General features: G+C 69.0%; 29 protein-coding genes and 1 pseudogene. 11 read left to right on the top strand and 19 right to left on the bottom strand.

Going from position 1 to position 26,891, the window contains the following annotated elements:
* The 3 genes and pseudogenes from QQK83_RS08455 to QQK83_RS08445 all read right to left on the bottom strand — a co-directional run.
* Positions 1 to 420, bottom strand: a pseudogene (locus QQK83_RS08455) (efflux RND transporter periplasmic adaptor subunit); the annotation flags it as partial.
* A 95-nt stretch (positions 421 to 515) separates the two neighbouring features.
* Positions 516 to 1,058, bottom strand: a complete 543-nt coding sequence (gene moaB, locus QQK83_RS08450; protein ID WP_284263361.1) for a molybdenum cofactor biosynthesis protein B — start codon at positions 1,056 to 1,058, stop codon at positions 516 to 518.
* Between the two features lies 1 nt (position 1,059).
* Complete coding sequence (locus QQK83_RS08445) at positions 1,060 to 1,863, bottom strand: uracil-DNA glycosylase (RefSeq protein ID WP_284263359.1); 804 nt, start codon at positions 1,861 to 1,863, stop codon at positions 1,060 to 1,062.
* 124 nt (positions 1,864 to 1,987) lie between these two features.
* Here QQK83_RS08445 and QQK83_RS08440 point away from each other — a divergent pair, with 124 nt between their 5' ends.
* The 7 genes from QQK83_RS08440 to QQK83_RS08410 all read left to right on the top strand — a co-directional run bounded on the left by QQK83_RS08440 (position 1,988) and on the right by QQK83_RS08410 (position 7,691).
* Positions 1,988 to 2,938 carry an aspartate carbamoyltransferase catalytic subunit gene (locus QQK83_RS08440; protein ID WP_284263358.1) on the top strand — a complete coding sequence of 317 codons (951 nt, stop codon included), beginning with the start codon at positions 1,988 to 1,990 and terminating at the stop codon, positions 2,936 to 2,938.
* Entirely contained in the window at positions 2,935 to 3,435 is a 501-nt protein-coding gene (locus tag QQK83_RS08435; protein ID WP_284263356.1) for a hypothetical protein, read from the top strand. The genes QQK83_RS08440 and QQK83_RS08435 overlap by 4 nt, the downstream gene beginning before the upstream one ends.
* The gene (locus QQK83_RS08430) at positions 3,432 to 3,911 is read left to right on the top strand and encodes a hypothetical protein (RefSeq protein ID WP_284263354.1); all 480 of its coding nucleotides are present in this window, start codon (positions 3,432 to 3,434) and stop codon (positions 3,909 to 3,911) included. Before QQK83_RS08435 ends, QQK83_RS08430 begins: the two co-directional genes overlap by 4 nt.
* On the top strand, positions 3,908 to 5,191 hold the full coding sequence (gene pyrC / locus QQK83_RS08425; protein ID WP_284263352.1) for a dihydroorotase: 1,284 nt from the start codon (positions 3,908 to 3,910) through the stop codon (positions 5,189 to 5,191). The genes QQK83_RS08430 and pyrC overlap by 4 nt, the downstream gene beginning before the upstream one ends.
* Positions 5,191 to 5,799, top strand: a complete 609-nt coding sequence (gene plsY / locus QQK83_RS08420; protein ID WP_284263369.1) for a glycerol-3-phosphate 1-O-acyltransferase PlsY — start codon at positions 5,191 to 5,193, stop codon at positions 5,797 to 5,799. Before pyrC ends, plsY begins: the two co-directional genes overlap by 1 nt.
* Before the next feature lie 164 nt (positions 5,800 to 5,963).
* Complete coding sequence (locus QQK83_RS08415) at positions 5,964 to 6,596, top strand: DUF805 domain-containing protein (RefSeq protein ID WP_284263350.1); 633 nt, start codon at positions 5,964 to 5,966, stop codon at positions 6,594 to 6,596.
* Positions 6,597 to 6,701: 105 nt separating this feature from the next.
* Complete coding sequence (locus QQK83_RS08410; protein WP_284263348.1) at positions 6,702 to 7,691, top strand: glycosyltransferase family 2 protein; 990 nt, start codon at positions 6,702 to 6,704, stop codon at positions 7,689 to 7,691.
* On the opposite strand, the gene QQK83_RS08405 is transcribed toward QQK83_RS08410, so the two are convergent.
* Genes QQK83_RS08405 through QQK83_RS08395 form a run of 3 tightly spaced genes read right to left on the bottom strand, consistent with a single transcriptional unit; the run spans position 7,659 to position 10,336 of the window.
* Positions 7,659 to 9,029, bottom strand: coding sequence for a glutamate--cysteine ligase (locus QQK83_RS08405; RefSeq protein ID WP_284263346.1), 1,371 nt, complete (start codon positions 9,027 to 9,029; stop codon positions 7,659 to 7,661). The genes QQK83_RS08410 and QQK83_RS08405 overlap by 33 nt on opposite strands.
* Before the next feature lie 57 nt (positions 9,030 to 9,086).
* Positions 9,087 to 9,608, bottom strand: a complete 522-nt coding sequence (locus QQK83_RS08400) for a hypothetical protein (RefSeq protein WP_284263344.1) — start codon at positions 9,606 to 9,608, stop codon at positions 9,087 to 9,089.
* Positions 9,605 to 10,336, bottom strand: a complete 732-nt coding sequence (locus tag QQK83_RS08395) for a 16S rRNA (uracil(1498)-N(3))-methyltransferase (protein WP_284263342.1) — start codon at positions 10,334 to 10,336, stop codon at positions 9,605 to 9,607. The genes QQK83_RS08400 and QQK83_RS08395 overlap by 4 nt, the downstream gene beginning before the upstream one ends.
* Positions 10,337 to 10,348: 12 nt before the next feature.
* On the opposite strand from QQK83_RS08395, the gene ubiA reads away from it, so the two are divergent.
* The 3 genes from ubiA to QQK83_RS08380 all read left to right on the top strand — a co-directional run bounded on the left by ubiA (position 10,349) and on the right by QQK83_RS08380 (position 13,775).
* On the top strand, positions 10,349 to 11,311 hold the full coding sequence (ubiA, locus tag QQK83_RS08390; protein ID WP_284263341.1) for a 4-hydroxybenzoate octaprenyltransferase: 963 nt from the start codon (positions 10,349 to 10,351) through the stop codon (positions 11,309 to 11,311).
* Between the two features lie 68 nt (positions 11,312 to 11,379).
* Complete coding sequence (locus QQK83_RS08385; protein WP_284263340.1) at positions 11,380 to 13,437, top strand: OmpA family protein; 2,058 nt, start codon at positions 11,380 to 11,382, stop codon at positions 13,435 to 13,437.
* 5 nt (positions 13,438 to 13,442) lie between these two features.
* Complete coding sequence (locus QQK83_RS08380) at positions 13,443 to 13,775, top strand: hypothetical protein (protein ID WP_284263338.1); 333 nt, start codon at positions 13,443 to 13,445, stop codon at positions 13,773 to 13,775.
* Between the two features lie 7 nt (positions 13,776 to 13,782).
* Here the strand turns inward: QQK83_RS08380 and QQK83_RS08375 are convergent, their stop codons facing one another.
* The 9 genes from QQK83_RS08375 to QQK83_RS08335 all read right to left on the bottom strand — a co-directional run bounded on the left by QQK83_RS08375 (position 13,783) and on the right by QQK83_RS08335 (position 21,917).
* The gene (locus QQK83_RS08375) at positions 13,783 to 14,244 is read right to left on the bottom strand and encodes a molybdenum cofactor biosynthesis protein MoaE (RefSeq protein ID WP_284263336.1); all 462 of its coding nucleotides are present in this window, start codon (positions 14,242 to 14,244) and stop codon (positions 13,783 to 13,785) included.
* Between the two features lie 6 nt (positions 14,245 to 14,250).
* The gene (gene moaD / locus QQK83_RS08370; protein ID WP_284263335.1) at positions 14,251 to 14,502 is read right to left on the bottom strand and encodes a molybdopterin converting factor subunit 1; all 252 of its coding nucleotides are present in this window, start codon (positions 14,500 to 14,502) and stop codon (positions 14,251 to 14,253) included.
* Positions 14,502 to 15,164 carry a CDP-diacylglycerol--glycerol-3-phosphate 3-phosphatidyltransferase gene (gene pgsA / locus QQK83_RS08365; RefSeq protein WP_284263332.1) on the bottom strand — a complete coding sequence of 221 codons (663 nt, stop codon included), beginning with the start codon at positions 15,162 to 15,164 and terminating at the stop codon, positions 14,502 to 14,504. The genes moaD and pgsA overlap by 1 nt, the downstream gene beginning before the upstream one ends.
* A gap of 126 nt (positions 15,165 to 15,290) precedes the next feature.
* Complete coding sequence (gene uvrC, locus QQK83_RS08360; protein ID WP_284263330.1) at positions 15,291 to 17,159, bottom strand: excinuclease ABC subunit UvrC; 1,869 nt, start codon at positions 17,157 to 17,159, stop codon at positions 15,291 to 15,293.
* Positions 17,160 to 17,462: 303 nt separating this feature from the next.
* Positions 17,463 to 18,239 (bottom strand): SDR family oxidoreductase, encoded by a 777-nt coding sequence (locus QQK83_RS08355; RefSeq protein ID WP_284263328.1) that lies wholly within the window; start codon positions 18,237 to 18,239, stop codon positions 17,463 to 17,465.
* 11 nt (positions 18,240 to 18,250) lie between these two features.
* Positions 18,251 to 19,207: a calcium/sodium antiporter gene (locus QQK83_RS08350; RefSeq protein ID WP_284263367.1), complete on the bottom strand. Its 957-nt coding sequence runs from the start codon at positions 19,205 to 19,207 to the stop codon at positions 18,251 to 18,253.
* Between the two features lie 6 nt (positions 19,208 to 19,213).
* On the bottom strand, positions 19,214 to 19,408 hold the full coding sequence (locus QQK83_RS08345) for a hypothetical protein (RefSeq protein ID WP_284263326.1): 195 nt from the start codon (positions 19,406 to 19,408) through the stop codon (positions 19,214 to 19,216).
* Positions 19,405 to 20,208: a S49 family peptidase gene (locus QQK83_RS08340; protein WP_284263324.1), complete on the bottom strand. Its 804-nt coding sequence runs from the start codon at positions 20,206 to 20,208 to the stop codon at positions 19,405 to 19,407. The genes QQK83_RS08345 and QQK83_RS08340 overlap by 4 nt, the downstream gene beginning before the upstream one ends.
* 182 nt (positions 20,209 to 20,390) lie before the next feature.
* A complete protein-coding gene (locus QQK83_RS08335) occupies positions 20,391 to 21,917 on the bottom strand; it encodes a class I adenylate-forming enzyme family protein (protein ID WP_284263323.1) in 1,527 nt (508 codons plus the stop codon).
* Positions 21,918 to 22,037: 120 nt separating this feature from the next.
* On the opposite strand from QQK83_RS08335, the gene rbsK reads away from it, so the two are divergent.
* The gene (rbsK, locus tag QQK83_RS08330) at positions 22,038 to 22,961 is read left to right on the top strand and encodes a ribokinase (protein WP_284263322.1); all 924 of its coding nucleotides are present in this window, start codon (positions 22,038 to 22,040) and stop codon (positions 22,959 to 22,961) included.
* 198 nt (positions 22,962 to 23,159) lie between these two features.
* On the opposite strand, the gene QQK83_RS08325 is transcribed toward rbsK, so the two are convergent.
* The 4 genes from QQK83_RS08325 to QQK83_RS08310 are packed head-to-tail and all read right to left on the bottom strand — an operon-like array spanning position 23,160 to position 26,888.
* On the bottom strand, positions 23,160 to 23,468 hold the full coding sequence (locus QQK83_RS08325; protein WP_284263320.1) for a Dabb family protein: 309 nt from the start codon (positions 23,466 to 23,468) through the stop codon (positions 23,160 to 23,162).
* Between the two features lie 4 nt (positions 23,469 to 23,472).
* Positions 23,473 to 24,678 (bottom strand): glycerate kinase type-2 family protein, encoded by a 1,206-nt coding sequence (locus tag QQK83_RS08320; protein WP_284263365.1) that lies wholly within the window; start codon positions 24,676 to 24,678, stop codon positions 23,473 to 23,475.
* A 23-nt stretch (positions 24,679 to 24,701) separates the two neighbouring features.
* Entirely contained in the window at positions 24,702 to 25,715 is a 1,014-nt protein-coding gene (locus tag QQK83_RS08315) for a LacI family DNA-binding transcriptional regulator (RefSeq protein WP_284263318.1), read from the bottom strand.
* 9 nt (positions 25,716 to 25,724) lie between these two features.
* A complete protein-coding gene (locus QQK83_RS08310) occupies positions 25,725 to 26,888 on the bottom strand; it encodes a dihydrodipicolinate synthase family protein (RefSeq protein ID WP_284263316.1) in 1,164 nt (387 codons plus the stop codon).
* Between the last annotated feature and the right edge of the window lie 3 nt (positions 26,889 to 26,891).

Below are 26,891 nucleotides of genomic sequence, written 5' to 3'. Positions count from 1 at the left end.
GAGGGCGCGGGTGGCCTCGGCCAGTTCGTTCTCGGCGTCGCGCAGGTCGGCGGCGGCGGTGTCGCGCGCCGATTGCGCCTCGGCGGGGTCGATGCGCAGAAGGGTCTGGCCCGCGGCGACCGCGCCGCCATCCTCGAACCCTTCGGCCAGCTCGATCACGGTCCCTTCGGCGGGCGCGCGCAATTCCAGCGTGCGGCGCGAGCGGACCTCGCCGAAGGCGGTCAGGACCGGCGTCTCGGTGCCGAACTCCAGCGCCGCGACCTCGGCCGAGAAAACCCGTTCCCGCGCGGGGCGCGCGCCCCCCTCCTCGGCCCAGCGGGCCTGAAGCGCGCCGTAGATCGAATTGCCCGCAACGGCCAGAAGTCCGACGGTCAGCGCGAACAGGAAAAGGCCCACAAGGGCGCGGCGGAAGAAACGCATCGGATCAGTGCCTCAAAGGGTGCCTGCCTCCAAGGTAGGCTGACGGCGGGAAAGGTCCAAGTGACCAAGTCACCGTCCTTGCACGTCTGAGGCGATCATTTCCGTCGCAGGTGTTCGTCGAGACGTGGAAGAATCTCGACGAAATTGCAGGGACGGTGCCGGTAATCGAGCTGCCAGCGCAGGATCTCGTCCCATGCATCCTTGCAGGCCCCGCTGCTTCCGGGCAGCGCGAAGAGGTAGGTGCCGTTGGCCACGCCGCCGGTGGCGCGCGACTGCACCGCCGAGGTGCCGATCTTCTGCATTGAAATCATCGTGAAGACGGTGGCGAAGGCCTCGATCTCCTTCTCGTAGACGTCGCGGTGCGCCTCGACCGTCACGTCGCGCCCGGTCAGGCCGGTGCCCCCCGTGGTCAGGATCACGTCGATGCCGGGATCGTCGCACCACGCCCGCAGCTGCGCCGCGATCTCGGCGCGCTCGTCGCGCAGGATGTGGCGCGCGGCGAGAATATGGCCCGCGCCGGTCAGCCGCTCGACCAGCACGTCGCCGGACTTGTCCTCGGCCAGGCCGCGGGTGTCGGAGACGGCCAGAACCGCGATGCGGACGGGATGGAAGGGGCGGGTGTCGTCGATACGGGACATGTCAGAGCGTCCTGAGCCTTGCCTGAAGGGACAACAGATCCTCCCACGCGCGCGCCTTGTCATGGGGTTTGCGCAGCAGGTAGGCGGGGTGGAACATCGGGATCGCGGGGCGGTCCATGACCTCGGCCCACCCCCCGCGCAGGCGGGTGATGCCGCGCTTGCCCATCAGGCCCTGGCAGGCCCAGTTGCCCATCAGAACCAGGATATCCGGGTCCGCAAGCTCGATATGGCGGCGGATGAAGGGGCCGAGCATCGCCAGCTCTTCCGGCGTCGGGTCGCGGTTCTGGGGCGGGCGCCAGGGCAGCATGTTGGTGATGTAGACGGCATGGGCCGCATCCTCGGCCCCGCGGCTCAGGCCGATGGCCGCGAGCATCCGGTCGAGCAGTTGCCCCGCACGCCCGACGAAGGGCTTGCCCGCGATATCCTCGTCGCGGCCAGGGGCCTCGCCCACGATCATCACGCGCGCCGCGGGCGTGCCGTCGGCGAAGACGAGCTGCCGCGCCGTCTCGCGCAGGGGGCAATGGGGGAAGGCCTCCATCGCGGCCCTGAGCGCGGGCAGATCATGCGCGGCGGCCGCGGCGACACGGGCGACCTCGGTCGCGTCAACGGCAACAGGGGGCGGAGCGGCGGGCCGGGCATCGGGCGTCGAGGCCGGGGCAGGTCGCGCGACGGGGGCGCTTGCCGGTGTCGGCTGCACCTCCAGCGCGAAGCGATCGACCGGCGCGTCGAGGATCGCCTCGTCCGCGCCCAGCTCGATCTGCCAGTCGAGCATCGCCAATGCGTCGTGATACCCAAGCTCATCCATGACGCCAAAGCTATGCCCGCAGCCCGGCAAGGGAAAGGGCCGTTGCACGGGCAGCCCTGACGCCTTGCCGCCCTGCCCCACCCGCTCCTATAAGCGGGAAACCGTGGAACACCGGGGCGGGACCATGACATTCAGCCAGACGCACCTGTTGGGGATCGAGGATCTGCACCCGCAGGAGATCAAGCTCCTTCTCGACCGCGCCGACATCCATGCCGAGGCCGAGCGCGGCAGCCGCCAGCATGGCGCGCCGCTGAAGGGCCTCACGCAGATCAACATGTTCTTCGAGGCCTCCACCCGGACGCAGGCCAGCTTCGAGATCGCGGGCAAGCGGCTGGGCGCGGATGTGATGAACATGGCGATGGCGGCGTCCTCGCTGAAGAAGGGCGAGACGCTGATCGACACGGCGCTGACGCTGAACGCGATGCACCCCGACCTTCTGGTGGTGCGGCATCCGCATTCGGGGGCGGTGAAACTGCTCGCCGACAAGGTGAACTGCGCCGTGCTGAACGCGGGCGACGGGCGGCACGAGCATCCGACGCAGGCGCTGCTCGATGCGCTGACGATCCGGCGGGCCAAGGGGCGGCTCCACCGGCTCAACATCGCCATCTGCGGGGATATCGCGCACAGCCGCGTGGCGCGGTCGAACATCTTCCTGCTAGGCAAGATGGAGAACCGGGTGCGCCTTGTCGGCCCGCCCACCCTGATCCCGGCAGGGGCCGCGGACTGGGGCGTCGAGGTTTACGGCGACATGGAGGAGGGGCTGCGCGACGTCGACGTGGTGATGATGCTGCGCCTTCAGAAGGAGCGGATGGACGGCGCGTTCATCCCGTCCGAGCGCGAGTATTTCCACCGCTTCGGGCTGAACGCCGAGAAGCTGTCGTTTGCCAAGCCCGACGCCATCGTGATGCACCCGGGGCCGATGAACCGCGGGGTCGAGATCGACGGGACCATCGCCGACGACATCAACCGCTCGGTCATCCAGGAACAGGTCGAGATGGGCGTCGCCGTGCGCATGGCGGCAATGGAGCTGCTGGCCGAGACCCTGCGGGAGCGGCGGGAGAAGGGCGCGGCATGACCGACACCCTCCACATCCTCGCCGTCAACGCCGTGACCGGGGTGCGGCACACGCATCTGACGCGCGCGCGGGGCGAGGCTCCGGTGTTGCCGCCGCTGACCGAGTGGCTGGGGGCCGAGGTGGACGAGGCCGAGGTGGAGCTGTTCCCGGTCACGGACCTCGGCGAGATGGCGCTGTCGGATTACGTCGCCATGGCCTTCGCCCCCGAGAGCATCCCGGCGCAGGACGCGCGGCGGATGAATGCGCTCAAGGGGCATGTCCTGCTGGTGCCCGAACGCGCCCTGTCGGAAGAACCCGCACCGGGGGCCGCGCTGACGCTGATCGCCTCGGTGCCATTGGCGCGGCCGGATCACGGCGGCAACCTGCCCAAGGCCGCGGTGACGCCGCCGCCGCCGCCCGCTGCCCCCCTCACGGACAAACCCCGCCGAAGCGGCAGCGCGACATGGGTGGTGGGCGCCGTTCTGCTGCTGCTGATCCTAGTGGTGCTGCTGCGATGAGCGATCCGCATATCTCCACGCGCACGCCCTTTGCCCCCGTGACCGAGCTGGAACCGGGCGAACGCGTCGTCGCGGCCTTTGCCGCGGACCGCGCGACCTACTGGCGCGAGAATGCCTGGCTGGCCGCGCTCGCCATGGCGGGCGGCATGGGCATCCTCTGGGCGCTCGGGAACGAGCATGTCTGGACCGGCGCGGTGGGCGGGCTCTTCGCCATCGCGGTGCGTGCGCTCTACCTCGCCTCGGACGAGACGAAGATGCGCTGGGACCTGACGAACCGGCGGCTTCTCGGCCCCGGCACGCGGGCCATCGCGCTCGAGAACATCGCGGCGGTCAACACGCTGTTCTCGGCGGTGCAGATCGTGACCGTCGCGGGCGACAAGCACCTGATGAAATACCAGCCCGACGCGAAGGCGACAAAAGCCCGGATCGAGGCGGCAAGGACCGGCGGCGGCACGGAGAGGGACGGGACGCAATGACCAACGCACTTCTGCGCAACGCGCGGCTGATCGACCCCGAGGCGGGCACCGAGACGCTTGGCTGGCTGAGGATCGAGGGCGGGCGCATCGCCGAGTCGGGCGAAGGCCCGCGCGCGGGCGGCATCGACTGCAACGGGGCCTGTCTTGCGCCGGGCATCGTCGACCTTGGCGTCAACGCCGGTGAACCGGGCGAGCGGCACAAGGAGAGCCTGCGCACGGCGGGGCGGGCGGCGGCGGCGGGCGGGGTGACCACGATGGTCACGCGGCCCGACACGGCCACGCCCATCGACACGCCCGAGGTGCTGGAATTCGTGATCCGCCGCGCGCGCGACGCCTCGCCGGTCAAGGTCCGGCCGATGGCGGCGCTGACGCGGGCGCGCGCGGGCCGCGAGATGACCGAGATCGGCTTCCTGATGGATGCGGGCGCGGTGGCCTTCACCGACGGCGACGCGGTGACGACCGACGCGCGCGTCCTGTCGCGCTGCATGACCTATGCGCGCTCGCTGGGTGCTCTGATCCTGGGCCACCCGCAAGAGCCGGGCCTGTCGTCGGGGGCGGCGGTGACCTCGGGCAAGTTCGCCAGCTTGCGCGGGCTGCCCGCCGTCTCGCCCATGGCCGAGCGGATGGGGCTGGAGCGCGACCTTGCGCTCGTCGAGATGACCGGCGCGCGCTACCACGCCGACCAGGTGACGAGTGCCGCGGCCCTGCCCGCGCTGGCGCGCGCCAAGGCCGCCGGGCTGGACGTGACGGCGGGCATCTCGATCCACCACCTGACGCTGAACGCACTGGACGTGGGCGACTACCGCACCTTCTTCAAGCTCACCCCGCCGCTCCGCGACGAGGACGACCGCCTTGCCATGGTCGAGGCGGTGCGCGAGGGGCTGATCGACGTGATCTGTTCCATGCACAGCCCGCAGGACGAGGAAAGCAAGCGCCTGCCCTTCGAGGCGGCGGCAAGCGGGGCGGTCGGCCTCGAGACGCTGCTGCCCGCGGCGCTGCGCCTTTACCATGCCGAGGCGTTGAGCCTGCCCGAGCTGTTCCGCGCCATGGCGCTGAACCCGGCGCGGCGGCTGGGGCTGGAGAGCGGGCGGCTTGCGCCCGGTGCGCCCGCCGACCTCGTGCTGTTCGACCCCGATGTGCCCTATATCCTCGATCGGTTCGGCCTGCATTCCAAGTCGAAGAACACGCCCTTTGACGGTCAGCGGATGCAAGGCCGCGTGTTGCGCACATGGGTGGACGGCGCCGTCGTCTACGACCGCGCGGCGGAGACCAACGCGTGATCCCGGCGCTGGAAACGGCACCCGCGCTGCTGGCGGCCACGGCGGTGCTGGCCTACCTGCTGGGCTCGGTGCCGTTCGGCATCGTGATGGCGCGGCTCTTCGGCCTGGGCGATCTGCGCAAGATCGGGTCGGGCAACATCGGGGCCACCAACGTGCTGCGCACGGGCAACAAGCCGGCGGCGCTGCTGACGCTGGTTCTGGACGCGGGCAAGGGGGCGATCGCGGTCCTTGCGGCACGCGCGCTGCTGGCCGAGGACGCGGCGCAGCTGGCCGGGGCGGCGGCGTTCCTCGGGCATTGCTACCCGGTCTTCCTGCGCTTCCGGGGCGGCAAGGGGGTGGCGACCTTTCTCGGCACGCTGATCGCGCTGGCCTGGCCGGTGGGGCTTGCCGCCTGCGCGCTCTGGGCCGTGACGGCCGCCCTTACGCGCTTCTCGTCGCTTTCGGCGCTGGTGGCCGCGGCGCTCGGCCCGGTGGCCGCGATCCTGATGGGGCATGCGACCTTGGCACTGCTGTGCATCGTGCTGGCGGTGCTGATCTTCGCCCGCCATCACGAGAACATCGCAAGGCTTCTGGCCGGCACCGAATCGCGGATCGGGCGCAAGGGCTGACGCGGCTGTCAGCCCGGTTGCCCAATGCCATGCCTTGCCGCCTCCGCGGTCCTGCCTTGGCCGCGCCATGATTGTCGCCGACCCTTTCGACGGGCGCGTGAACAATCAGGCGGAGCGCAAGACCGATGGGACCGATCAGGGCAGTCGCATCCTGTTACCGGAACATGCTGAACTTCTCCGGCCGCGCGCGGCGGGCGGAATACTGGTGGTTCGCCCTGTTCCAGTGCCTTGTCGGCATCGGCCTGCAGGTGGCGCTGGCGCTTTACGTGGTGAACGATCCCGCCCTTGCCGCCCTCGCGGCCAACCCCGACCTTGCCGGGATCGCGGCGGCTCGGGGCAGCTGGATGGTCGTGGTCGGCCTGATTGCCGGGTATCTCGTGCTGGTCTGCCTGCCGCAGCTCGCCGTCACGGTGCGGCGGCTGCATGACACCGACCGCAGCGGCTGGTTCATCTTCATGCCGCTCCTCGCCTATGTCGCGGCCCTGCTGGCGGCGGTCTTCATCATGCTGGCCTCGGGTGGGCAGGGCACGCTGGCGGCGGTTGTCGCGGTCACGGTCATCCCGGTTGCGGGCAGCCTCTGGTTCCTGGTCGTGCTGTGCCTGCCCGGCACCCATGGCATGAACCGCTTCGGACCCGACCCGGCCCCCGACCGCAAAAGGCGCAGGCCCCCCGCCGTCCATGGCGCCTTCGCGCCGCGGCCATCGCCGGAAGAACACGCGCGGCTGGTCGTCGAGCGCAGGGCCGAGATCACCGACTATTACCGCAAGCACGTGTTGCAGAACGCCGGGAACGTGTAGAGCTGTCCCTGCAATCCGCGGGAACGGGCGGTCCGGGCCCGGATTGTTCCAATTTCGGACAAATTTCCGGGTATACAGGTGTGACCGCAACAAGGACCGGCAGGCATGGCACCCCCTCGCGCAACCATCGTGGCGACCCAGAAGAACGAGGGTATCTTCCTCGTGGAGTGGATCGCCCATCACCTCGGGATCGGGTTCGATCACATCGTGATCGCCACCAATGATTGCGACGACGGCTCGGTCGAACTGATCGAGGAAATCGCGCGCCGTTTCCCCGTCAGCCGGATCGAGAATTCGGACATCCTCGAGGGGCACACGATCCAGTCCAGCGCCACCACCCGCGGCCTGCGCCATGCCGAGGTGCGCAGCTCGGATTGGGTGATGCATATCGACATCGACGAATTCGTGAACCTCCCGACGGTGCAACCGCAGATCAAGCCCTTCCTCGCCCGCTTCCCGGATGCCGATGCCGTGGCCCTGATGTGGCGCATGTTCGGCGACGCCAAGCGCCAGCACTGGGATGGCGGGCAGGTGACCGAGGCTTTCCTCTTCGCGCAGGACATCACCAAGGAGGACGGGGTCAGGGCGCACAAGACGATCTTCCGGCCCGGCAGCTTCACCTCGACGACGCCGCACATGCCCAAGGGGCCGCTGAAACCGGCGGAGGCGCTGCGCGTGGTGAACACGCGGGGCGAGGCGCTGCCGGTCGACCGCCACTACGACGACCGCCATTCGGCCTACAGGCTGCCCGAGGCGTTGCACGCCTGGGATCATGCCTACGTCAACCATTACGCGGTGAAGTCGGCGGACCTGTCGGCGATCAAGCTGCAGCGCGGGGACGCGAACGGCCGGTCGACGCGTCACCGCAAGGCGGGCTCGCGCCAGTTCGAGGAATTCAACCGCAACACGGTGGTGGACCCGACCATCCTGCGCACCCGCCCGGCGCGGATGCGGCTGATGAACCAGATGCTCTCCCACCCCGCCATCCTCGAGGCGCACCTGGCCTGCCTCGAGTGGTTCTTCACACGCAAGCGGATGCTTGCCGTGCAGGGCAACCCGGCGTCAGTAACTGTAGCCCGCGTAGATTCGGCTTAGGTCACCGCCCCAGTCGCCGTGATACTTCTCCAGCAGCTCGTCCGCGGGAACCGTGCCGGTCTCGACACTGTCCTTGAGCGCATTGAGGAAATGCGTCTCGTCGGGCACAAGCCCGCCGGCGCCGGGACAGGCCCGCGCCTTCAGCCCGGCCTCGGAAATCGCCAGAACCTCGCGCGCGAGGTCGTGCATCCCGATCTCTCCGACCCGGCCGTGCAGCGCGTTGACCGATGCCTCGACGCGCAGCGCCTCGCGCGTTTCGGCGTCCCACCCCTTCACGAGATCCCAGGCCGCATCGAGCGCGGTGTCGTCATACATCAACCCGACCCAGAAGGCGGGCAGCGCGCAAAGCCTGCGCCAGGGGCCGCCGTCAGCGCCGCGCATCTCGATGTATTTCTTGATCCGCGCCTCGGGGAAGAGCGTCGTCAGGTGGTCGGCCCAGTCCGACAGCGTCGGCTTCTCGCCCGGCAGCGCGGGCAGCTCGCCCTTGAGGAAATCGCGGAAGGATTGCCCGAGCGCGTCGATGTAGCGTCCGTCGCGGTAGACGAAATACATCGGCACATCGAGCGCGTAGTCGACCCAGGCCTCGAAGCCGAACCCCTCTTCGAAGACGAAGGGCAGCATCCCCGTGCGCGCCGGATCGAGGTCGCGCCACACGCGCGAGCGCCAGGATTTGTGCCCGTTGGGCTTGCCGTCGAGGAAGGGGGAATTGGCGAAAAGCGCGGTCGCCACCGGCTGCAGCGCGAGCGCGACGCGCAGTTTCTTGACCATGTCCGCCTCGGAGGCGAAATCGAGGTTCACCTGAACGGTGCAGGTCCGGCGCATCATCGTGGTGCCCATGGTGCCGACGCGCTGCATGTAGCCGTCCATCAGCTTGTAGCGGCCCTTGGGCATCAGCGGCATGTCCTCGTGCCGCCAGACTGGTGCGGCACCGAGCCCGATGAATCCCACGCCAAGCGCGTCCGCCACCTCGCGCACTTCGCGCAGGTGTTCGTTCACCTCGTCGCAGGTCTGGTGGATCGTCTCGAGCGGTGCGCCCGACAGTTCCAGCTGCCCGCCCGGCTCGAGACTGATGTTCGCGCCGTCCTTCTCCAGCCCGATCAGGTTGCCGCCCTCGGCCACCGGCGACCAGCCGAATTTCTGCTGCAATCCCTCAAGCATCGCCTTGATCGAGCGCGGCCCGTCATAGGGCAGCGGGGCCAGCGTATCGCGGCAATAGCCGAATTTCTCGTGCTCGGTGCCGATGCGCCACTGGTCTTTCGGCTTGCAGCCCGAGGCGAGGTATTCGGCCATCTGCTCGTGCCGCTCGATGGGGCCGCCGCCGGATTGGGGGATGGACATGGGCGCTGGCCTTTGCGTGCTCGGGTCGTGACAGGGCCGACAGGTGGCCCGCGGGGGTCACTGTGTCAAGGCCGGAACATCGGCGCGCCGCCACAGGGTCTGTGTGCCTGCGCGCAGGCCCTGCCGCGCCGCCAGAAGGCGCTGCGACCCAAGGCCCGGCAAGGCGGTGAAGGCATCGAACAGCGCCTCGGCCCCCGCGGCGTTCACGGGGATCACGAGCATCTGGCCGGGTTCATGCAGCAGCCACGCGGCGTTGCCCTCGTGGTCGCGGCGCAGCGACAGGCTGGTCAACTCGCCGAGGGAGACGGCACCCCCGGTCTGCGGCCCCATGTAGAGGATGCGCCCTTCGACCACCTGCACCACGCCCGGCCCCTCCCCCTCCGCGGCGAAGCGCGCGCGGCGGATCGCCGGGATCAGCGCCACGGCTGCGGCCAGCATCAGCGCATAGCCAGCCCCCTGCAGGATCAGCCCCGGCCGCGCGGCGATCCACAGGCCCAGCACCATGACGGCCAGCGCCACCAGAACCTCGCGCCAGCGGGTCAGGGTGGCGGCCGCCTCGGGGCGCAGAAAGCCGCTCATGCCCAATCGCCCCGCGTCGTCTGGAACAGCGTCAGCGCCGCCACGGCGGCGGTGTCGGCGCGCAGGATGCGCGGACCCAGCGATATGGGCGTGACGAAGGGCAGGCCGCGCAGCCGCGCGCGCTCGGCTTCGGAAAAGCCACCCTCGGGACCGATCAGGATCGCCCATTCTGCGGCCTCCGGGGCCGTGGCCAGCGTTTGCGCGGCCCCCGCCAGCCCCTCGTCGGCGTAGATCAGGCGGCGATCCGCGGGCCAGTCGGCGAGCAGCCGGTCGAGGCGTTGCAGCTCGGCCACCTCGGGCACATGGGTGCCGCCGCATTGCTCGGCGGCCTCGATGGCATGGGCCTGCAAGCGGTCCTGCCGGATGCGCTCGGCATTGGTGAACTCGGTCTGGACGGGCAGGATGCGCGCCGCGCCCATCTCGGTCGCCTTCTCGACGATGAAATCTGTGCGCGCCTTCTTGATCGGCGCGAAGAGGAGCCAAAGGTCCGGCGGCATCAGAAGCGGCGCGGTCTGCGCGACACAGGCCAGCATCCCGCCGCGCTTTCCCGCCGCCTCGACCACGGCGCGCCATTCGCCGTCGTGCCCATTGAACAGCGCCACCTCGGCCCCTTGCGACAGGCGCATCACGTTGAACAGGTAATTCGCCTGCTCCCGCGACAGGTCGACCGTTTGCCCCGGCCCCAAAGGGTGCTCTACATACAGGCGTATCTTTGGACGGTCCGACATGGGGCGGAGATTATGGGCGAGGCACAGGAAACGCCAGAGGGTCAGGTCGCGGATGCGGTCAGGGGCAACTGGGTGGACCGGCTGGCCCCCGCGCCCACACGCCCCTACCTGCGGCTGAGCCGCGCCGACCGGCCGATCGGCACATGGCTTCTGCTGCTGCCCTGCTGGTGGGGCCTGTTCCTTGCCGCGGCGGCGGGCGGCGGCGGGTTTGGCCTGCAGGAGCTGTGGCTGGCCGTGAGCTGCGCCATCGGCGCGTTCCTGATGCGCGGGGCGGGCTGCACCTGGAACGACATCACCGACCGCGACATCGACGCGGCGGTCACGCGGACGCGGTCGCGGCCGATCCCCTCGGGGCAGGTGACGGTGCGGCAGGCGCTGGCCTGGCTGGTGGTGCAATCGCTGATCGCCTTCGTGATCCTGCTGACCTTCAACCTCAATGCCATCCTGCTCGGCATCGCGTCGCTTGCAACGGTCGCGGTCTACCCGTTCGCCAAACGCTTCACATGGTGGCCGCAGGTGTTCCTCGGGCTGGCCTTCAACTGGGGCGCGCTGCTGCTGTGGACAGCGCAGACCGGCAGCCTCGGCTGGCCTGCGGTGTTCCTCTACCTCGGCGGGATCAGCTGGACGCTGTTCTACGACACGATCTACGCCCACCAGGACCGCGAGGACGACGCGCTGATAGGGGTGAAGTCCACCGCGCGCCTCTTTGCCGAGAACACCGGCCTCTGGCTGCGCGGCTTTCTCGTGGCGACGGTCTTGCTCCTCGGGCTTGCGGTGCTGCTGGCGCTGGGGCAGGCCTCGGTGCTGGCGCTGGTCGTGGCGCTGGCGGGGGTCTGGGGCATGGGCTGGCACATGCTGTGGCAGATGCAGCGGCTGGACATCGACGATCCGGGCGTCTGCCTGCGCCTGTTCCGGTCGAACCGGGACGCGGGCCTTGTTCCTGCGCTGTTTTTCGCCGTTGCGGCACTGGTTTGATTGAACCCGCGGACGGCAGGCTGTAACCCCTTCGGCAACCCGAAGCGGCAGCGTGGCCGAAGCGACACATGATCCGTTCCCAGACCCTCCTGACCATCGCCGCCTTCGCGCTTGCGGCGCTTCTGGCCGTGGGAACCTCGATCCTGCTTGCCATCGCCACCGAGCGGCGGTCGGTGGACCTTGTGCAAGACACCCTGCACGACGCCGGAATGGGCTGGGTCGAGGTCTCCGCCAACGGGTTGCGCGTCTATCTCGACGGCACCGCCCCGAGCGAGGCCTCGGCCTTTCGCGCCAGTTCGCGCGCCGGCACGCTGGTGGATGCAGACCGCGTGATCACCCGGATCGAGGTCGCCCGCCGCGAGGACGTGGCACCGCCGCGCTTTTCGGTCGATATCCTGCGCAGCGCGGATGGCATCCAGGTGATCGGCCTGGTGCCGGCCGAGACCGGCATCGCGCCCATCGATGCGGCCATCGCCGCGGTCGCCAACGGGCTGGAGATCACCAACCTGGTCGAGACCGCGGATTTCGCGGTGCCGCAAGGCTGGACCGCCGCGCTGGACTACGGGCTGCGCGCCCTGCGCGAGCTGCCGCGCTCCAAGGTCACCATTTATGCCGACGCGGTCGAAGTGCTGGCCATCGCGGAAAGCGCCCAGGAACGGGCGGCTTTCCTGCGCACGCTCGAGGTCGATCAGCCACGGGGGGTCGAGGTGACGCTCGATATCTCGGCCCCGCGTCCGGTCATAACGCCCTTCACCCTGCGCTTCGTGATCGACGAGGGCGGCCCCCGGTTCGAGACCTGTGCCGCCGACACCGAGGCGGTGCGCACCCGCATCCTGAGCGCCGCCGAAGCGGCCGGGGCCGAGGGACCGCTGACCTGCCAGGTGGGGCTGGGCGTGCCCACGCCGCAATGGGGGCAGGCCGTGATCGCGGGGATCGACGCGCTGACCGAACTGGGCCGCGGCACCGTCGCCTTCTCGGACGCGGATGTGACGCTGATCGCCGAACAGGGCACCGAGCAGGACCGGTTCGACCGGGTGATCGGCGAATTATCCGAGGCGCTGCCCGAGGTCTTCTCGCTCGAGGGGGTCCTGCCCGACCCCGTCGACACCACCGTCAGCGCCGGTCCCTCCCGGCTGATCGCAACGCTGAACGAGGAAGGCGGCCTGACGATGCGCGGCCGCCTGCCCGAGGGTCCGGTCGGCCGGTCGGTCGAGGCCTATGCCCGCGCGCTGTTCGGGATGCAGACCGCCGATATCGCCACCCGCGCAGTGGGCGACTTGCCCTCGGGCTGGTCGATGCGCGCGATGGCGGGGCTGGATGCGCTGTCGCAGCTGCATGACGGCACCATGGTGCTGGAGCCTGAAACGCTGATCCTGCGCGGCCAGACCGGCAACCCGGACGCCGGGTCCGACCTGACACGGCTTCTGTCCGAGGCCTTGGGGCAGACCGCGTCCTTCGAACTCGACGTGGTCTATGTCGAGGCGCTCGACCCGGTCGCCTCGCTGCCCACGGCCGCCGAATGCGTCGAGCGGATCCGCGCGATCCAGGCCGAGGGCAAGATCACCTTCGACCCCGGCTCTGTCGAGATCAACGAGACCGCGGGCGCGATCCTCGACCGGATCGCCGCCGTGCTGCCGGACTGCCGCCATGTGCGGATGGAAATCGCGGGCCATACCGACAGCCAGGGCCGCGAGGAGATGAACCTGAACCTCAGCCAGTCGCGTGCCGACGCGGTGCTGAACGGGCTGCTGGCACGCGGTGTCCTGGTCTCCAACCTGACCGCTCAGGGCTATGGCGAAAGCCAGCCCATCGCCTCGAACGAGGCCGAGGACGGCCGCGAGCAGAACCGCCGGATCGAATTCCGGCTGCTGTCGGATGCCAGCGACGAGACAGCCGACGACGCCGACGAGGCCGAGGACACGGAAGAGACGGCAGAGACGGCGGAAGCGGTCGCCGCCGCGCCGGGCGACACGGCAGAGGCCGACACGGAAACCGGGGCCGCACCCTCGGGCGGTTCGGGTGACGAGAACATCGAACGGGGAACCGGCGGCCCGGCGCGGCCCGATATCACGCCGGTCCCACGGCCCGACAGTGTCGTCGACAGGGCAGAAGCCGCACAGGAGTAGGCGTCATGAACAGGTTCGAATTCGTCATTGCGATCGCGGTCATCCTTTTCGTGGCCTTCGTCCTCGGCTGGCTGGCGCATTGGCTGCTCGCGCGGTTCAGCCAGGTCTCGAGCGCAGATCTCGACGAGATGGACGCTCTGGCCAAGGCGCTGCATGACGCCGAGGAGATGCGGGACCAGGCCATCGCCTACCTGCAACAGCGCGAGGCGGAACTGACCGGCCAGCTCAGCCAGACCGAGGCCGAGCTGCGCGCCGCGATGGACGGCTTGCGCGAAGCGCGCCACGAGGCCGAGGAGCTTCGCGTCTACATCGAGGCGCAGGGGGCCGGGCAAAGCTGAGCGCGGCTCAGTCCGCGGCACTCCAGCGCGACAGCGCGTCTTCGTCCTCGGACCGCGCCTCGACCCATGCGGCACCTGCGGCGGTGACCTCCTTCTTCCAGAAGGGCGCGCGGGATTTGAGGTAATCCATCAGGAACTCGGCCCCGGCAAAGGCATCGGCCCGGTGCCGGGCGGCGGTGGCGACCATCATGATCGGTTCGGATGGTTTCAACGGACCATAGCGGTGCAGGATCATCGCGTCGGCAAGGCCGAACCGCTCCATGGCCTGCGTGCGGATCTCGGTCAGGGCCTTTTCCGTCATGCCGGGGAAATGCTCGATCTCCATCACCTCGAGATCGCCGGTGGCGATGTCGCGGGTGATGCCGGAGAAGCTGACCACCGCCCCTGCCCCGGTCACGCCCGCGGCGAAGGCGTTGAGCTCGGCCCCCATGTCGAAGGGGGCGGACTGGACGCGGACGGGCGCGGGCATCGGGCCTCAGCCCCCGGTCATCGGCGGGAAGAACGCAACCTCGCGCGCCCCGGCAAGGGGGGCATCCATCTCGACGAGGTCCTGGTCGATGGCCGCCCGGATCGACCCGGTGTCCGAGAAGGCATAGGCATAGCCCTCGTCACGGGCGCGCAATTCGGCGATCAGCTCGGCGACCGTCCCGGCTTCGGTCTCGACCTGTTCGGAGGCGGTTCCGACGCGCTCGCGCAGCCAGGCGAAGTAGCGGATGTCGAGTTTCATCACGTCTCCCTCAGATGCGGCATGGCCTTGCGGAAGTAATCGTAGCCCGTGACCAGCGTCAGCGCCGCGGCGAGCCAGAGCAGCACAAGCCCGCCGTAGGAGGTGAGCATCAGCGCGTTGTATTTCCAGATCAGGCCGACATCGTCGGCGATCTCGCCCGCCAGGATGCCCGACACGATCTCGCCGTTCATGCCGAAGGTCTGCATGATGAAGTAATGGTCGAACAGACCCCATGCGAAGAGCATGGTGATGGCGACCATCTGGACCATGGTCTTCCACTTCGCCAGCGGCGTGACCTTGAGCGTGCTGGCGGTGTTGCCGAGATATTCGCGCAGGCCCGAGACGAAGACCTCGCGGAACAGGATGGCGGTGACGGGCACGAGGAGCCAGGCTGTCACGCCGTGGATGCCGAGCAGCACGGCAAGGGCCACGACGACCACGGCCTTGTCCGCGATCGGGTCGAGCATGGCGCCGAACCGGCTGATCTGGTTCCAGGCGCGGGCAAGGTAGCCGTCGACGTAATCGGTGAGCGAGGCCCCGAGAAACAGGAACATCGCCACCCAATCGGCAAACGGCCTCGGCAGCAGCAGGAAGACCAACGCCACCATGGGGGCGGCGATCATCCGTCCGACGGTCAGGATATTTGGCAGGGTCCAGCGCATGCGCCACGTGTAGCGCGGGCGCGCGGGCGATGGAAGCACCCCCGCAGGACGGCATGACGCGCTTTCGACAGTCCACGCGGAAGCAAGGGGCCGATCTCGGGGCAAGGAACGCCGACCTCTCGCGGCCTAGCCGCGTTCGTGGAAGAAATCGTAGATCTTCTGCGCCATCGCGGCGCTGACGCCCTCGACCGCCTTGAGGTCGGCGAGGTTCGCGCGGCTCACCGCCTTGGCGCTGCCGAAATGCGCCAGCAGCGCCCGTTTGCGCGTCGCCCCCACGCCCGGAATGTCGTCGAGCGGCGTGGCCGAGACAGCCTTGGACCGCTTCGCCCGATGCGCGCCGATGGCGAAGCGGTGGGCCTCGTCCCGCAGGCGCTGCACGAAATAGAGCACCGGGTCATTGCGCTTCAGCGCCATGACGGGCTGACCGGGGCGGTGGAACTCCTCCTTGCCCTGGTCGCGGTCGATGCCCTTGGCCACGCCGATGAAAGGCACGTCATCGACGCCCAGCTCGTCCATGATCTCCTGCACGGCGCTGACCTGTCCCGCGCCGCCGTCGATCAGCAGCAGGTCCGGCCAGGCTTCGCTCTCACGATCCGGGTCTTCCTTCAGCAGGCGCTGGAAGCGGCGGGTCAGCACCTCTTTCATCATGCCAAAATCGTCGCCGGGAGTCAGGTCATCTCCGCGGATGTTGAATTTGCGATACTGCGATTTCAGGAACCCCTCCGGCCCCGCGACGATCATCGCGCCGACCGCATGCGCGCCCTGGATGTGCGAGTTGTCGTAGACCTCGACCCGCTTGGGCGGCGCATCGAGGTCGAAGGCCTCGGCCAGACCGTCGAGCAGCTTGGTCTGCGCCTGCCCCTCGGCCATGCGCCGCGCAAGGCTTTCGCGCGCGTTCCGCAGCGCGCCGTCGACCAGCTCCGCCTTTTCGCCGCGCTGGGGCACGAGGATCTCGACCTTGCGGCCGAGCTTCTGGGACAGCGCGTCGGCCATCAGGTCGGGGTTCTCGACCGGATGCGACAGCAGGATCTGCTTCGGCGGGTCCTTCTGGTCGTAGAACTGGCCGAGGAAGGCCTCGAGCACTTCGGGTTCGTCGATGTCGGCCCCCACGCGGGGGTAGTAATCCTTGTTGCCCCAGTTCTGGTTGGCGCGGATGAAGAAGACCTGCACGCAGGCCTGCCCCCCCTCCATGTGGAGCGCGATCACGTCGGCCTCGGTCACGCCGCGGGGGTTGATGCCTTGGGCCGACTGCACGTTGGTCAGCGCGCGGATGCGGTCGCGCAGGGCCGCGGCGCGTTCGAATTCCATCGTCTCGGACGCCTCGGCCATGTCGCGCGCAAGCTGCGCCTGAAGGTCGGTCGTGTCGCCCTTGAGAAAGCGCATCGCATCGGCGACCGCGGCGGCATACTCCTCCTTGGAAATGTGGCCGACGCAGGGCGCGCTGCACCGCTTGATCTGGTAGAGCAGGCAGGGCCGCGTGCGGCTTTCGAAAACCGCATCGGTGCAGTTGCGCAGAAGAAACACCTTCTGCAGCTGGTTCAGCGTCCGGTTGACCGCGCCCGCGCTGGCGAAGGGGCCGAAATACGCGCCCTTCTCGGTCTTCGCGCCGCGGTGCTTCTTGAGTTGCGGAAAAGCGTGGGTGCCGCTGACGAGGATGTTGGGAAAGCTCTTGTCGTCGCGCAGAAGCACGTTGTAGCGCGGCTTGAGCTGCTTGATCAGGTTCTGTTCGAGCAGCAGCGCCTCGGTCTCGGTCCGCGTCGTGAGGAACATCATCGAGGCGGTTTCGCGGATCATCCGCGCGATGCGCGGGGAATGCCCGGTCGGCTTGGCGTAATTCGAGACGCGCCGCTTCAGGGCGCGCGCCTTGCCGACGTAAAGCACCCGGCTCTGGGCATCGAGCATGCGGTAGACGCCGGGCGAATTGTCCAGCGTCTTGAGGTAGCCGTGGATCACCTCGTGGCCCGTTTCGGGCGGTGTTTCCGTGGTCTCGGGCATGGTCTTGGCGGTCTCTGCGATTCCCCGTCTGGCTGCAACGGAAACCGGGCTTGATCAAGTGGTCAGCTTTCCACGGAACCTGTGGATAAGCTTGCGGAGAAATCTGGGAGCATCCGGATTTTTCCTTGTGTCTTGGCCGGTTCTGGGTTTTGCCCGTTTTTTCAGCACGTTTTTAAGCTGCTGTTTTCGAACATTATTTTTCCCGGCACCTCTCACCATCTTGGCGCTGTCACCTAAACTTAACAAAACCTTCGCAAATCTCGGCCCGGTGGAAAACTTACCTTGTCAAATGAAACGACCGCCTCACTCCACCCCGAGAACGTCAGGCGTCTGCCATGCCAGATGCTGACCTCCGTCGACGCAAATCAGCTGTCCCGTGACCGCGCGGGCGGTCAGCAGGTAGCGCAGCGCATCGCAGATCCCCGCGGCATCCGCGCCGCGCCCCAGGACCGTCGCCGCACGCTGCCGCGCGAAGTGGCTGTCGGATTGGCGCGCGCCCTGAAGGGTCGGACCGGGGCCGATGGCATTCACCCGCACATGGGGCGCCAGCGCCTGCGCCGCGGTGCGGGTAAAGGCCCAGAGGCCCATCTTGGCGATGGTGTAGGTCATGAACTCGGGCGTGAGCTTGCGGACGCGCTGGTCGATCATGTTGACGACAAGGCCGCGGGCCAGCGGCTCGCCGTTCTCGTCTTCCACGGCCTGCGGCACCTGTGCGGCCAGCGCCTGCGTCAGCACGAAGGGCGCGCGGAGGTTCGACTCGAGATGCCGGTCCCAGCTGTCGCGGGTGGCGCTTTCGATGTTGTCGTATTCGAAGATCGACGCGTTGTTGACCAGCACCGTGAGGGGCTGGCCCAGCGCCCCGGCCGCACGCGGCAGCAGCGCCTGGGTCTCGGCCTCGACGGTCAGGTCGGCCTGAAGCGTCACGGCGGCGCGGCCCAGCGCGCGGATCTCGGCGGCGACCTCCTCGGCGGCCTCGGCGCTGCCGGCGTAGTGGATGGCGACGTCATGGCCCTGTCGGGCGAGTTCAAGCGCCATGGCGCGGCCAAGGCGCTTGGCGGCGCCGGTCACGAGTGCGGTCATCGGCTGTTTCCTCAGGCGAGCAGTAGCAGGAGATAGGCGACATAGAGCGCGGTGAAGACGAGGCCAACGATCCGCCCCATCGACCAGCGCAGGAACACGAAGGGGGCAAGCACCAGCGACGCGGCCAGCATCACCCAGATGTCGAAGTGCAGGATCTCGGGATCGACGGGGATCGGGCCGACAAGCGCCGCGACGCCGATGATCCCGAGGAGGTTGAACATGTTCGAGCCGATCACGTTGCCCAGCGCCACGTCCGAGTGGCGGCGCAGCGCGGCCATGACGGTGGTCGCCAGTTCCGGCAACGAGGTGCCGATGGCGACAAGCGTCAGGCCGATCACCGTGTCGCTCACGCCGTAGACCCGCGCGATGGCGACCGAGCTGTCGACAAGCAGATCCGCCCCGATCGGCAGGCCGACAAGCCCGAGGGCCAGGAACAGGCCGATCTTCCACCATGGCATGTCCGGATCGGCCTCTTCCAGCGCCTCCTCCTCCTCGGGGGAGGGGGCGCCGTTGGCCGCCCTGCGATGCGCCTGGGCGGAGCGGGCCGCGTCGAACAGGATCGCCCCGAGAACCGCCAGCAGCACCAAACCGCTCACCCAGGTGAAGGGGCCGGTGAAGGCCAGCAGCGTGAACAGCAGCGAGCCGCCGATCATGAACAGGTAGGTTCGGCGCGTGTCGCTGCCCGCGGACAAGCCGAAGACCAGCGCAGGCACCCCGAGGATCAAGAGGACATTCGCCGTGTTCGAGCCGACGACATTGCCCAGCGCAAGGCCCGGCACCCCGTCGAGCACCGACTTGATCGAGATCAGCAACTCGGGGGCCGATGTGCCGAAGGCCACGACCGTCAGGCTGACGATCAGCGCCGGGATGCCGAGCCGCAGGCTGAGGTTGACCGCACCCTTGACCAGCACATCGCCGGCCAGAAGCAGGATGATCAGCCCGAGGCCGGCAAGGAAGAATTCGTCGATCACGGATCAGTCCTGCTTGTCTGTGCAGTGTCGGCAGGGACCGCCGCGCAGGTTGTAGCGCCCGCAGTCGGGACAGAGGCGCGGCTTGGGAAGGCTGCCCTTGCGATCCGACCGCTTGCCGATACCCGGAAGGCGCAGGCGTCCGAACATGGCGAGCACCGCCATGAAGACAAGGAACAGGGTGACGATCTTCAGCATCACGACAGCCCGAAGCGCGACCAGTGGGCGCGGTCTTCGATCGCGGCGGTCAGTTCGCCGCCAAGGCTTGCGCCGAAGCGCTGGAACAGGCTGCGTTTCGGGCCGTAGGCCGCGAAGCGGACCTTGTCGCCGTAAACCTCCTTCATCCGGGGCACGAGGTGGCCGATACCGTCCGCGAGGCCAAGCTCCACGCCCCGACGACCGGCCCAGAATTCGCCGGAGAACAGGTCTTCGGTCCCGGCCAGCCGCGCGCCACGGCGCGATGTCACATGGGCGATGAAACTGTCGTGGATCTGGGCCTGGATGGCCCTCAGACGCGCGACATCCTCGGGCCGCTCGGGGCGGAACGGGTCGAGCATCGACTTGTCCTTGCCCGCGGTATGCACCCGGCGCTCGATGCCGAGCCGGGCCATCGCCTCGTGCAGGCCGAAGCTTGCCGAGATCACGCCGATGGAGCCGACGATCGAGCTGTCATCGACCCAGATGTCATCGGCCGCGCAGGCCAGCCAGTAGCCGCCCGAGGCAGCCACGTCCTCGACGAAGGCGTGGACGGGAAGCTTCTTTTCCTCTGCCAGCCGCCGGATGCGGGCGGCGATGAGCGAGGATTGCACCGGGCTGCCGCCCGGCGAGTTGACGAGAAGCGCCACCGCGGCGGGCTTGCCGCGGGAAAAGGCCCGTTCGATCACCGGGGCGAGCGAAGCGTCGCTGAGCGTGGCACCCCGCGCGGAGGCTGCTATGACGCCGTTCAGTCGGATGACCGCGACGACCGGGTCCTTGGTGATGAACGGGATGAAACGCTTCATGAAGCGCGATGTAGAGTGGGGCTTGCCGCGGAACAAGGTGGCGCAGGTTTATTCGCCGCCCTGTGCCCTTGCGGCACCGTCCCGCCCCCGCGGATTGCGCCGACTGCGTCGTCGCCCCGGCGCGCCGCTGACGCGGCGCGGATGCGAATTTTCGTACGAAAATTCGGGTGGCGCGTGGGCGATCAGCCTCCCGATGGATCGGCCATGTGCAGCATCTTGCGCAGGTCGGTCTTGAGGATCTTGCCGTAATTGTTGCGCGGCAGCTCCGGCAGGGCGACATAGGCCTTGGGGCGCTTGAAACGCGCCAGTTCGGTCAGCAGATGCGCCTCGAGCGCGGCCGGGTCGAGGGTGTGACCGGGGGCCATCACGACGAAGGCCACGATATCCTCGCCCCATTCGGCGGAGGGGCGACCGACAACGGAAACCTCGTGGACGGACGGATGGGTCAGCAGGACCTCTTCGACCTCGCGGGGGTAGATGTTGGTGCCGCCCGAGATGATCACGTCCTTCGAGCGGTCGGCCAGCGTCAGGTAGCCGTCGGCATCGAGATGCCCCATGTCGCCTGTCATAAGCCAGCCGTCCTTGAGGGTCTTCGCGGTCGCGTCCGGGTTCTGCCAGTATCCCGGCATGACGGGGGCACCGCGGACCATGATCTCGCCGATCTCGCCGGGCGGGAGGGGCTGGCCGCCGTGGTCGCCGATGGCGACCTCGACAAGGGATTGCGCACGCCCGACCGAGGCAAGGCGCGCGCGCCAGTCGGGGTGGCTGCGGTCGGCCACATCGGCGCGGCCAAGCGCAGTGATCGCCATCGGGCATTCGCCCTGTCCGTAGATCTGGACGAATTTCGGCCCGAACAGGGCGACGGCCTCCTCGATATCGGCGCGATACATCGGACCCCCGCCATAGACGATGGTCCGGATGCCCTCGCCGCTGCATCCCCTCGCCTTGGCGGCATCGGTCAGGCGGCGCACCATCGTGGGGGCCATGAACATCGAGGTGGGGCCATGGGCCTGCGACAGGGCCAGCACCTCGGCCGCGTCGAAGCCGCCCGAGGGCGGCACGAGGTGGCGCGCACCCATGCGCACATGGATCGGCGCGTATAGACCCGCGCCATGGCTCATCGGGGCGGCATAGAGCGCGGCATCATGCGATGTCACCGGGTCGACATCCAGCGGGTAGCAGGCCGAGGTGGCGGCAAGCATGCCGTGGGTGATCTGCACGCCCTTGGGCTTGCCCGTGGTGCCCGAGGTGTAGAAGAGCCACGCCAGATCGCCCGCGCGGCGGTCGGCAACGGGCGCGGGCGAAACCGCGGTGAGCGCCGCGAAGGCCTCCGAGTGCAGCGGGGTCAGCGGAAGGGCGGTTTCGGCCGACAGCGGCCCGGTCAACTCGGCGCTGGTGAAGGCGCGGGTGGCGCCGCTGTCGTTGAGGATGAAGGCGGCTTCGCGCGGGTGAAGCTTGGCGTTGATCGGCACGGCGACCGCGCCCGCGGTCCAGATGCCGAACAGGGCGACGAGGTAATCGGTGCAGTTCCGGGCGAAGACCGCGATGCGGTCGCCGGGTGCCACGCCCTGCGCGACCAGCGCGCCCGCCAGCCCGGCGGCGCGGGCATGGAAGCGCGTGTAATCGGCGTCGACCTCGGCCCCGCTCAGCAGGGCGGGGCTGTCGCCCGCGACGCGGGCCGTGCGGTCGAGCCAATGGGCGATGTTCATGGTGGTCCCTCCCCCCTTTGCCCGAGTGTTCCGCGTCGCACCGCGGCGTGCAAGGGGTGCTGGCAGGCGTGACGGCCGGGCGCTAGGCTGAGGCCGAATGACGATCGGGAGACAGCTTTCATGGCCCATGACATCGTGATCCTCGGGGTTTTCGTGGCCGACGCGGCCTTTCGCAGCGCGCGGCTGCCGCGGGCCGGCGAGACGCTGATCGGCACGGGGTTCACGCTGGGGCCGGGCGGCAAGGGCTCGAACCAGGCGGTCGCCGCGGCGAAGGCGGGGGGCGACGTGGGCTTTGTCGCGCGGATCGGGATGGACGCCTTCGGCGAGATGGGGCTGGCCACATGGTCCGAGGCGGGCGTCGCGCCGCTGGTGATCCGCGACGCCGACCGCGCCACCGGCGCGGCGGGCATCTTCATCGAGGAGGCCGAGGGCCGCAACGCCATCGTCATCAGCCCCGGCGCGGCAGCGGCGATCACGGTGGCCGATATCGAGGACCGCCGGGCCGAGATCGAGGGCGCGAAGGTCGCGGTCACGCAACTGGAACAACCCGTTGAGGTCGCGGAGCGGTTCCTGCGCATCGCCTCGGAGGCGGGGGTCACCACGGTGTTCAATCCGGCCCCAGCCGCCTCACTGCCCGAGGGGATGCTGGCGCTTTGCGACTATGTCACGCCGAACGAGGCCGAGGCGGAAGAGCTGACCGGTATCGCGGTCGGTGATCGGGCGAGCGCAGAGCGAGCGGCAGCGGCGCTGCTGGCACAGGGCGTGCGCCGCGGTGTGATCGTCACGCTGGGGGGCGACGGGGCGCTGGTGATCGACGCCGAGGGCGCGCGGCATGTGCCTGCGATGGCCGCCGGGCCGGTGGTGGACACGACCGGGGCGGGCGACGCCTTCAACGGCGGCCTGGCCTGTGCCCTGGCCGAGGGGCAAGGGCTAGACGACGCCCTGCGCTTTGCCACGGCGGTCGCCGCGCTTTCGGTGACGAAACAGGGCACCGCCGCGTCGATGCCCACGCGGACCGAGGTCGAGGCGCTTCTGGCGCGGTGAGCGCGGGGCAGCGCGGGGCAGCGCGGGGCAGCGCGGGGCAGCGCGGGGCAGCGCGGAAGCGCGCTAGACATGTTGCGCAAAAGTGGGAACCGGTTTTGCGCTCCTCTAACGGTGGATTTCCGTATTTGGGGGAAGATGAAGGCGGGGGCCGGGCTGTCGGGTGGCCCGTGTCGGATGGCCCGTGTCGGACCTCCCGCGTCAGACCTCGAGATCGGCGACGAAGATGCCCGCGTGCCCGCCCTTGCAGGCCGCGACCAGCATGCCGCCCGTGCGGATGTGGTCGGGGTGGCGCTCATATGCGAGATGCGCCTCGCGGTCGGTGAAGCGAACCTCGAAGCCATAGCCATAGCGCGCCGATTTCCCCTCGAAATCGCGGTTCGGGCCATGGGCGAAGCCCGATGCGCCGGGCAGTTCGGCGCAGACCGCGGCGAGGATCGGCATGGCGGCTTCGATCCGGTCGAGGCCCTCGGGGCCGTCCGGGTCCATCAGGACGATGTGGATCAGCATCGCATCAGCCCTCGATCAGGATGGCGCGGAAATCGTTGACGTTGGTCAGGGTCGGGCCGGGAACGACTTGCCAGTCTATCTTGTAAAAGAATGAATGCGCATCGTTGATGGCAAGCGCCTGCGCGGGGTCGGCACCCGCGGCTTGCGCCCGCGACAGCGTGTCGGGGCCGATCACGGCGCCCGCAACCTCGGCCGCGCCGTCGACACCGTCGGTGTCGCAGGCGATGGCGTGGATGCCGGGCGCGCCATCAAGCGCGAGGGCCAACGCAAGGGCGTATTCGGCATTGGGACCGCCCACGCCGTCGCCGCGGCGGGTGACGGTCAGCTCGCCGCCCGACAGGATCACGCGGGGGCCGCTGGCCTTGAGGGCCAGCGCCGCATGTTCGGTGGCGACCTCGCGCGCTTCACCCTCGATCGCGTCGCCGAGGATATCGACGGCGTAGCCCTGCGCGCGGGCCAGCTCGGCGGCGGCGGCGAGCGATTGGGCGGGGGCGGCGTAGATCACGTTTTCCACCCGCGCGAGACGCGGGTCGTCGGGGCGGACGGGGTCGCCGCCTGCCTCGAGAAACGCCTTGATCGAGGCGGGCGGCGTGACGCCCCATGTGTCCAGCGCGGCCAATGCGCGCCCGGCGCTGCCGTCATGGCCGACCGTGGGGCCCGAGGCGATATCGCCCGGATCGTCGCCCGGCACATCCGAGATCAGCAGCGCCAGCATCCGCGCGGGGTAAGCCGCGGCGGCCAGCCGCCCGCCCTTGACCGCCGAGATTTCCTTGCGGATGCCGTTGATCGTCCCGATCGGCGCGCCCGAGGCGAGCAGGGCTTGGGTCAGCGCCTGTTTCTCGTCGAGCGTGATGCCCGCCGCCGGGGCGCAGAGCAGCGCGGAACCGCCGCCGGAAATCAGCGCGAGGACGAAATCCCCCTCGCCCACCGTGCCCAACAGATCGAGCATGCGCCGCGTCGCCTCGACGCCCGCCATGTCGGGCACCGGATGCGCGGCCTCCACGATCTCGATGCCCCGGCAGGGGCGGCCATAGCCGTAGCGCGTGATCACCAGCCCCTCGCAGGGGCCCCATTCGGCCTCGACCGCCTCGGCCATGCGGGCGCTGGCCTTGCCCGCGCCGATCACGACGACCCGGCCCTCGGGCTTGGGGGGCAGGGCGGCGGCAAGGCTTTGCATCGGATCGGCCACGGCGACGGCGCGGTCGAACATGGCGCGGAGAAGATCGGGTGGTGTCACGTGGTTTCCCCGGTGCTGGAGGCGCGGGTCACCAGCCGGACGGGCATGCGCAGCTCGGGTTCGGGGCGTTCGCCCTCGACCATCCAGCCAAGCAGCCGCGCGGCGGTGTCCTGCGCGAATTGTGCGATGTCGCAGGACACCGAAGAGAGCTGCGGCCAGCTTTGCGCGGCCTCTTCGATATCGTCGAAGCCGACGACGCGGAACCCGGTGCCGACCGGCCGCCCCGCGCGCGCGAACCCGGCCATCAGGCCGAGCGCCACAAGGTCGTTGAAACAGACGGCGGCGTCGATCTCGGGATGATCGGCGATCAGCGTCGCGGCCATCTCCATGCCGAAGGCGCGCGAGGATTTGCCGTGCAGCGCGACCTCCTCCAGCCCGTCCTTCTTGAGCACGTCACGCCAGCCCGACTTGCGTTCGCGCGTGATCGCGCGCCCCGGCAAGCCGCCGACGAAGGCGACGTTCCGCGCGCCCTGCTGCAACAGGTGCCGCGTGGCCTTGGCGCTGCCGGTGGCGTAGTCAAAGCTGGCGAAGGGGAAGAGGTCGGTGCGCTCGTCGCCTTGTCGCAGGACCTGCAGCGTGGGCAGGCCACGCCGGGCGAGCTGGTCGAACGTGTCGCTTGCCGCGCCATAGGCGGGCGAGATCACCATGGCGGACACGCCATGCTCGATCATGGAGCCGACGAGCTTGGCCTGAAGCTCGGGGTCTTCGTCGGAATTGGCGATGACGGTGGCATAGCCTTCGGCGGCGATCGCCATCTGCAGCGAGGTGGCGAACTCGGTGAAGAAGGGGTTGCGCAGATCGTTGATGACGAGGCCGACAAGGCCGACCGAGGATGACCGAAGGTTCGCCGCCGCACGGTTGTAGACATAGCCGATCTCGGCCATCGCCTTTTCCACGGCGGTGCGGGTCTCGGCCCGGACCTGCTTGGAGCCCTGCAGAACGAGGGAGACGGTGGATTTCGACACGCCCGCGCGGGCGGCGACATCCATGATGGTGGGACGCCTGTTCATGACGGCGTTTTAGCCGTCGATTCCATGCATGGCCAGAAGGCACCGCATCCGCGCCTCGGCCAGATCGGGGCGCGTCAGGAGCCGGGCCTGATCGGCAAGGCGATAGACCTGCGCATAATGGGTGATCTCGCGCGAGGCGTGGACGCCGCCGGGCATGATGAAATGCGACTGCGTGCCGTTCAGCCAGCTGAGAAAGGCGATGCCGGCCTTGTAGAACCGGGTGGGGGCCTTGAAGATCTCGCGGCTGAGCGGCACGGTCGGCGCGAGAAGCGCGTGGTAGGTGGCGCTGTCGCCGCGGGCCAGCGCCTCGAGCGCCTGCGCGGCGGCGGGGGCGATGGCGGCGAAGATGCCGAGAAGCGCGTGGGAGTAGTGGGTGCCGTCGCCCTCGATCAGGGGGGCGTAGTTGAAATCGTCGCCGGTATAGAGGCGGACGCCCGAGGGCAGTTTCGCACGGAAGGCTTCTTCGTGGGACTGGTCCAGAAGGCTGATCTTGATGCCGTCGACCTTGGCGGCGTGGCGCATGATCAGATCGAGGACGATGCCGTTCGCCGCCGCGATATCCTGCGCGCCCCAGTAGCCGGTCAAGGCAGGGTCGAACATGTCGCCCAGCCAGTGCAGGATCACGGGGGCCGAAGATTCTTCTATAAGAGTGTCGTAGACACGGGCATACTCCTCGGGGCCTGCGCCGAGGGCGGGCAGGGCACGGGTGGCCATGAGGATGATCTGCCCACCCGCGGCTTCGATGACGTCCATCTGCGTTCGGTAGGCGTCGATGATCGCCTCGACGCTGGTCAGCTCGTCCAACGCCTTGTGATCGGTGCCCGCCCCGCAGGCGACACGGGGCTTCATCGGATGCGCCTTCGCCTCGCGCATGGTGCGCTCGATCAGCTCCCTTGCGGTCGCCCAATCCACGCCCATGCCACGCTGCGCGGTGTCCATCGCCTCGGCCAGGCCAAGGCCCTGGTCCCAGAGCGTATGGCGGAAGGCGAGCGTCGCGTCCCAGTCGACGGCGGGGCGGCCCGCCCAGGGGTCGCGCTCGGCCAGCGGGTCGCTGATGACATGGGCGGCGGCAAAGGCCGTGCGGGTCAGCGGCACGCGCGGCGCGCGCGGGGTCAGGGGCTCGGGCGACAGGCGGTAGTCCTCCAGCGTTCCGGCATAGGTCGGCAGCAGCATCGG

This window comes from Roseicyclus amphidinii (assembly GCF_030163755.1).
GTDB lineage: Bacteria > Pseudomonadota > Alphaproteobacteria > Rhodobacterales > Rhodobacteraceae > Roseicyclus > Roseicyclus amphidinii.
The sequence above is the reverse complement of the archived record's forward strand: the minus strand, read 5'-3'. Positions and strand labels throughout refer to the sequence as shown.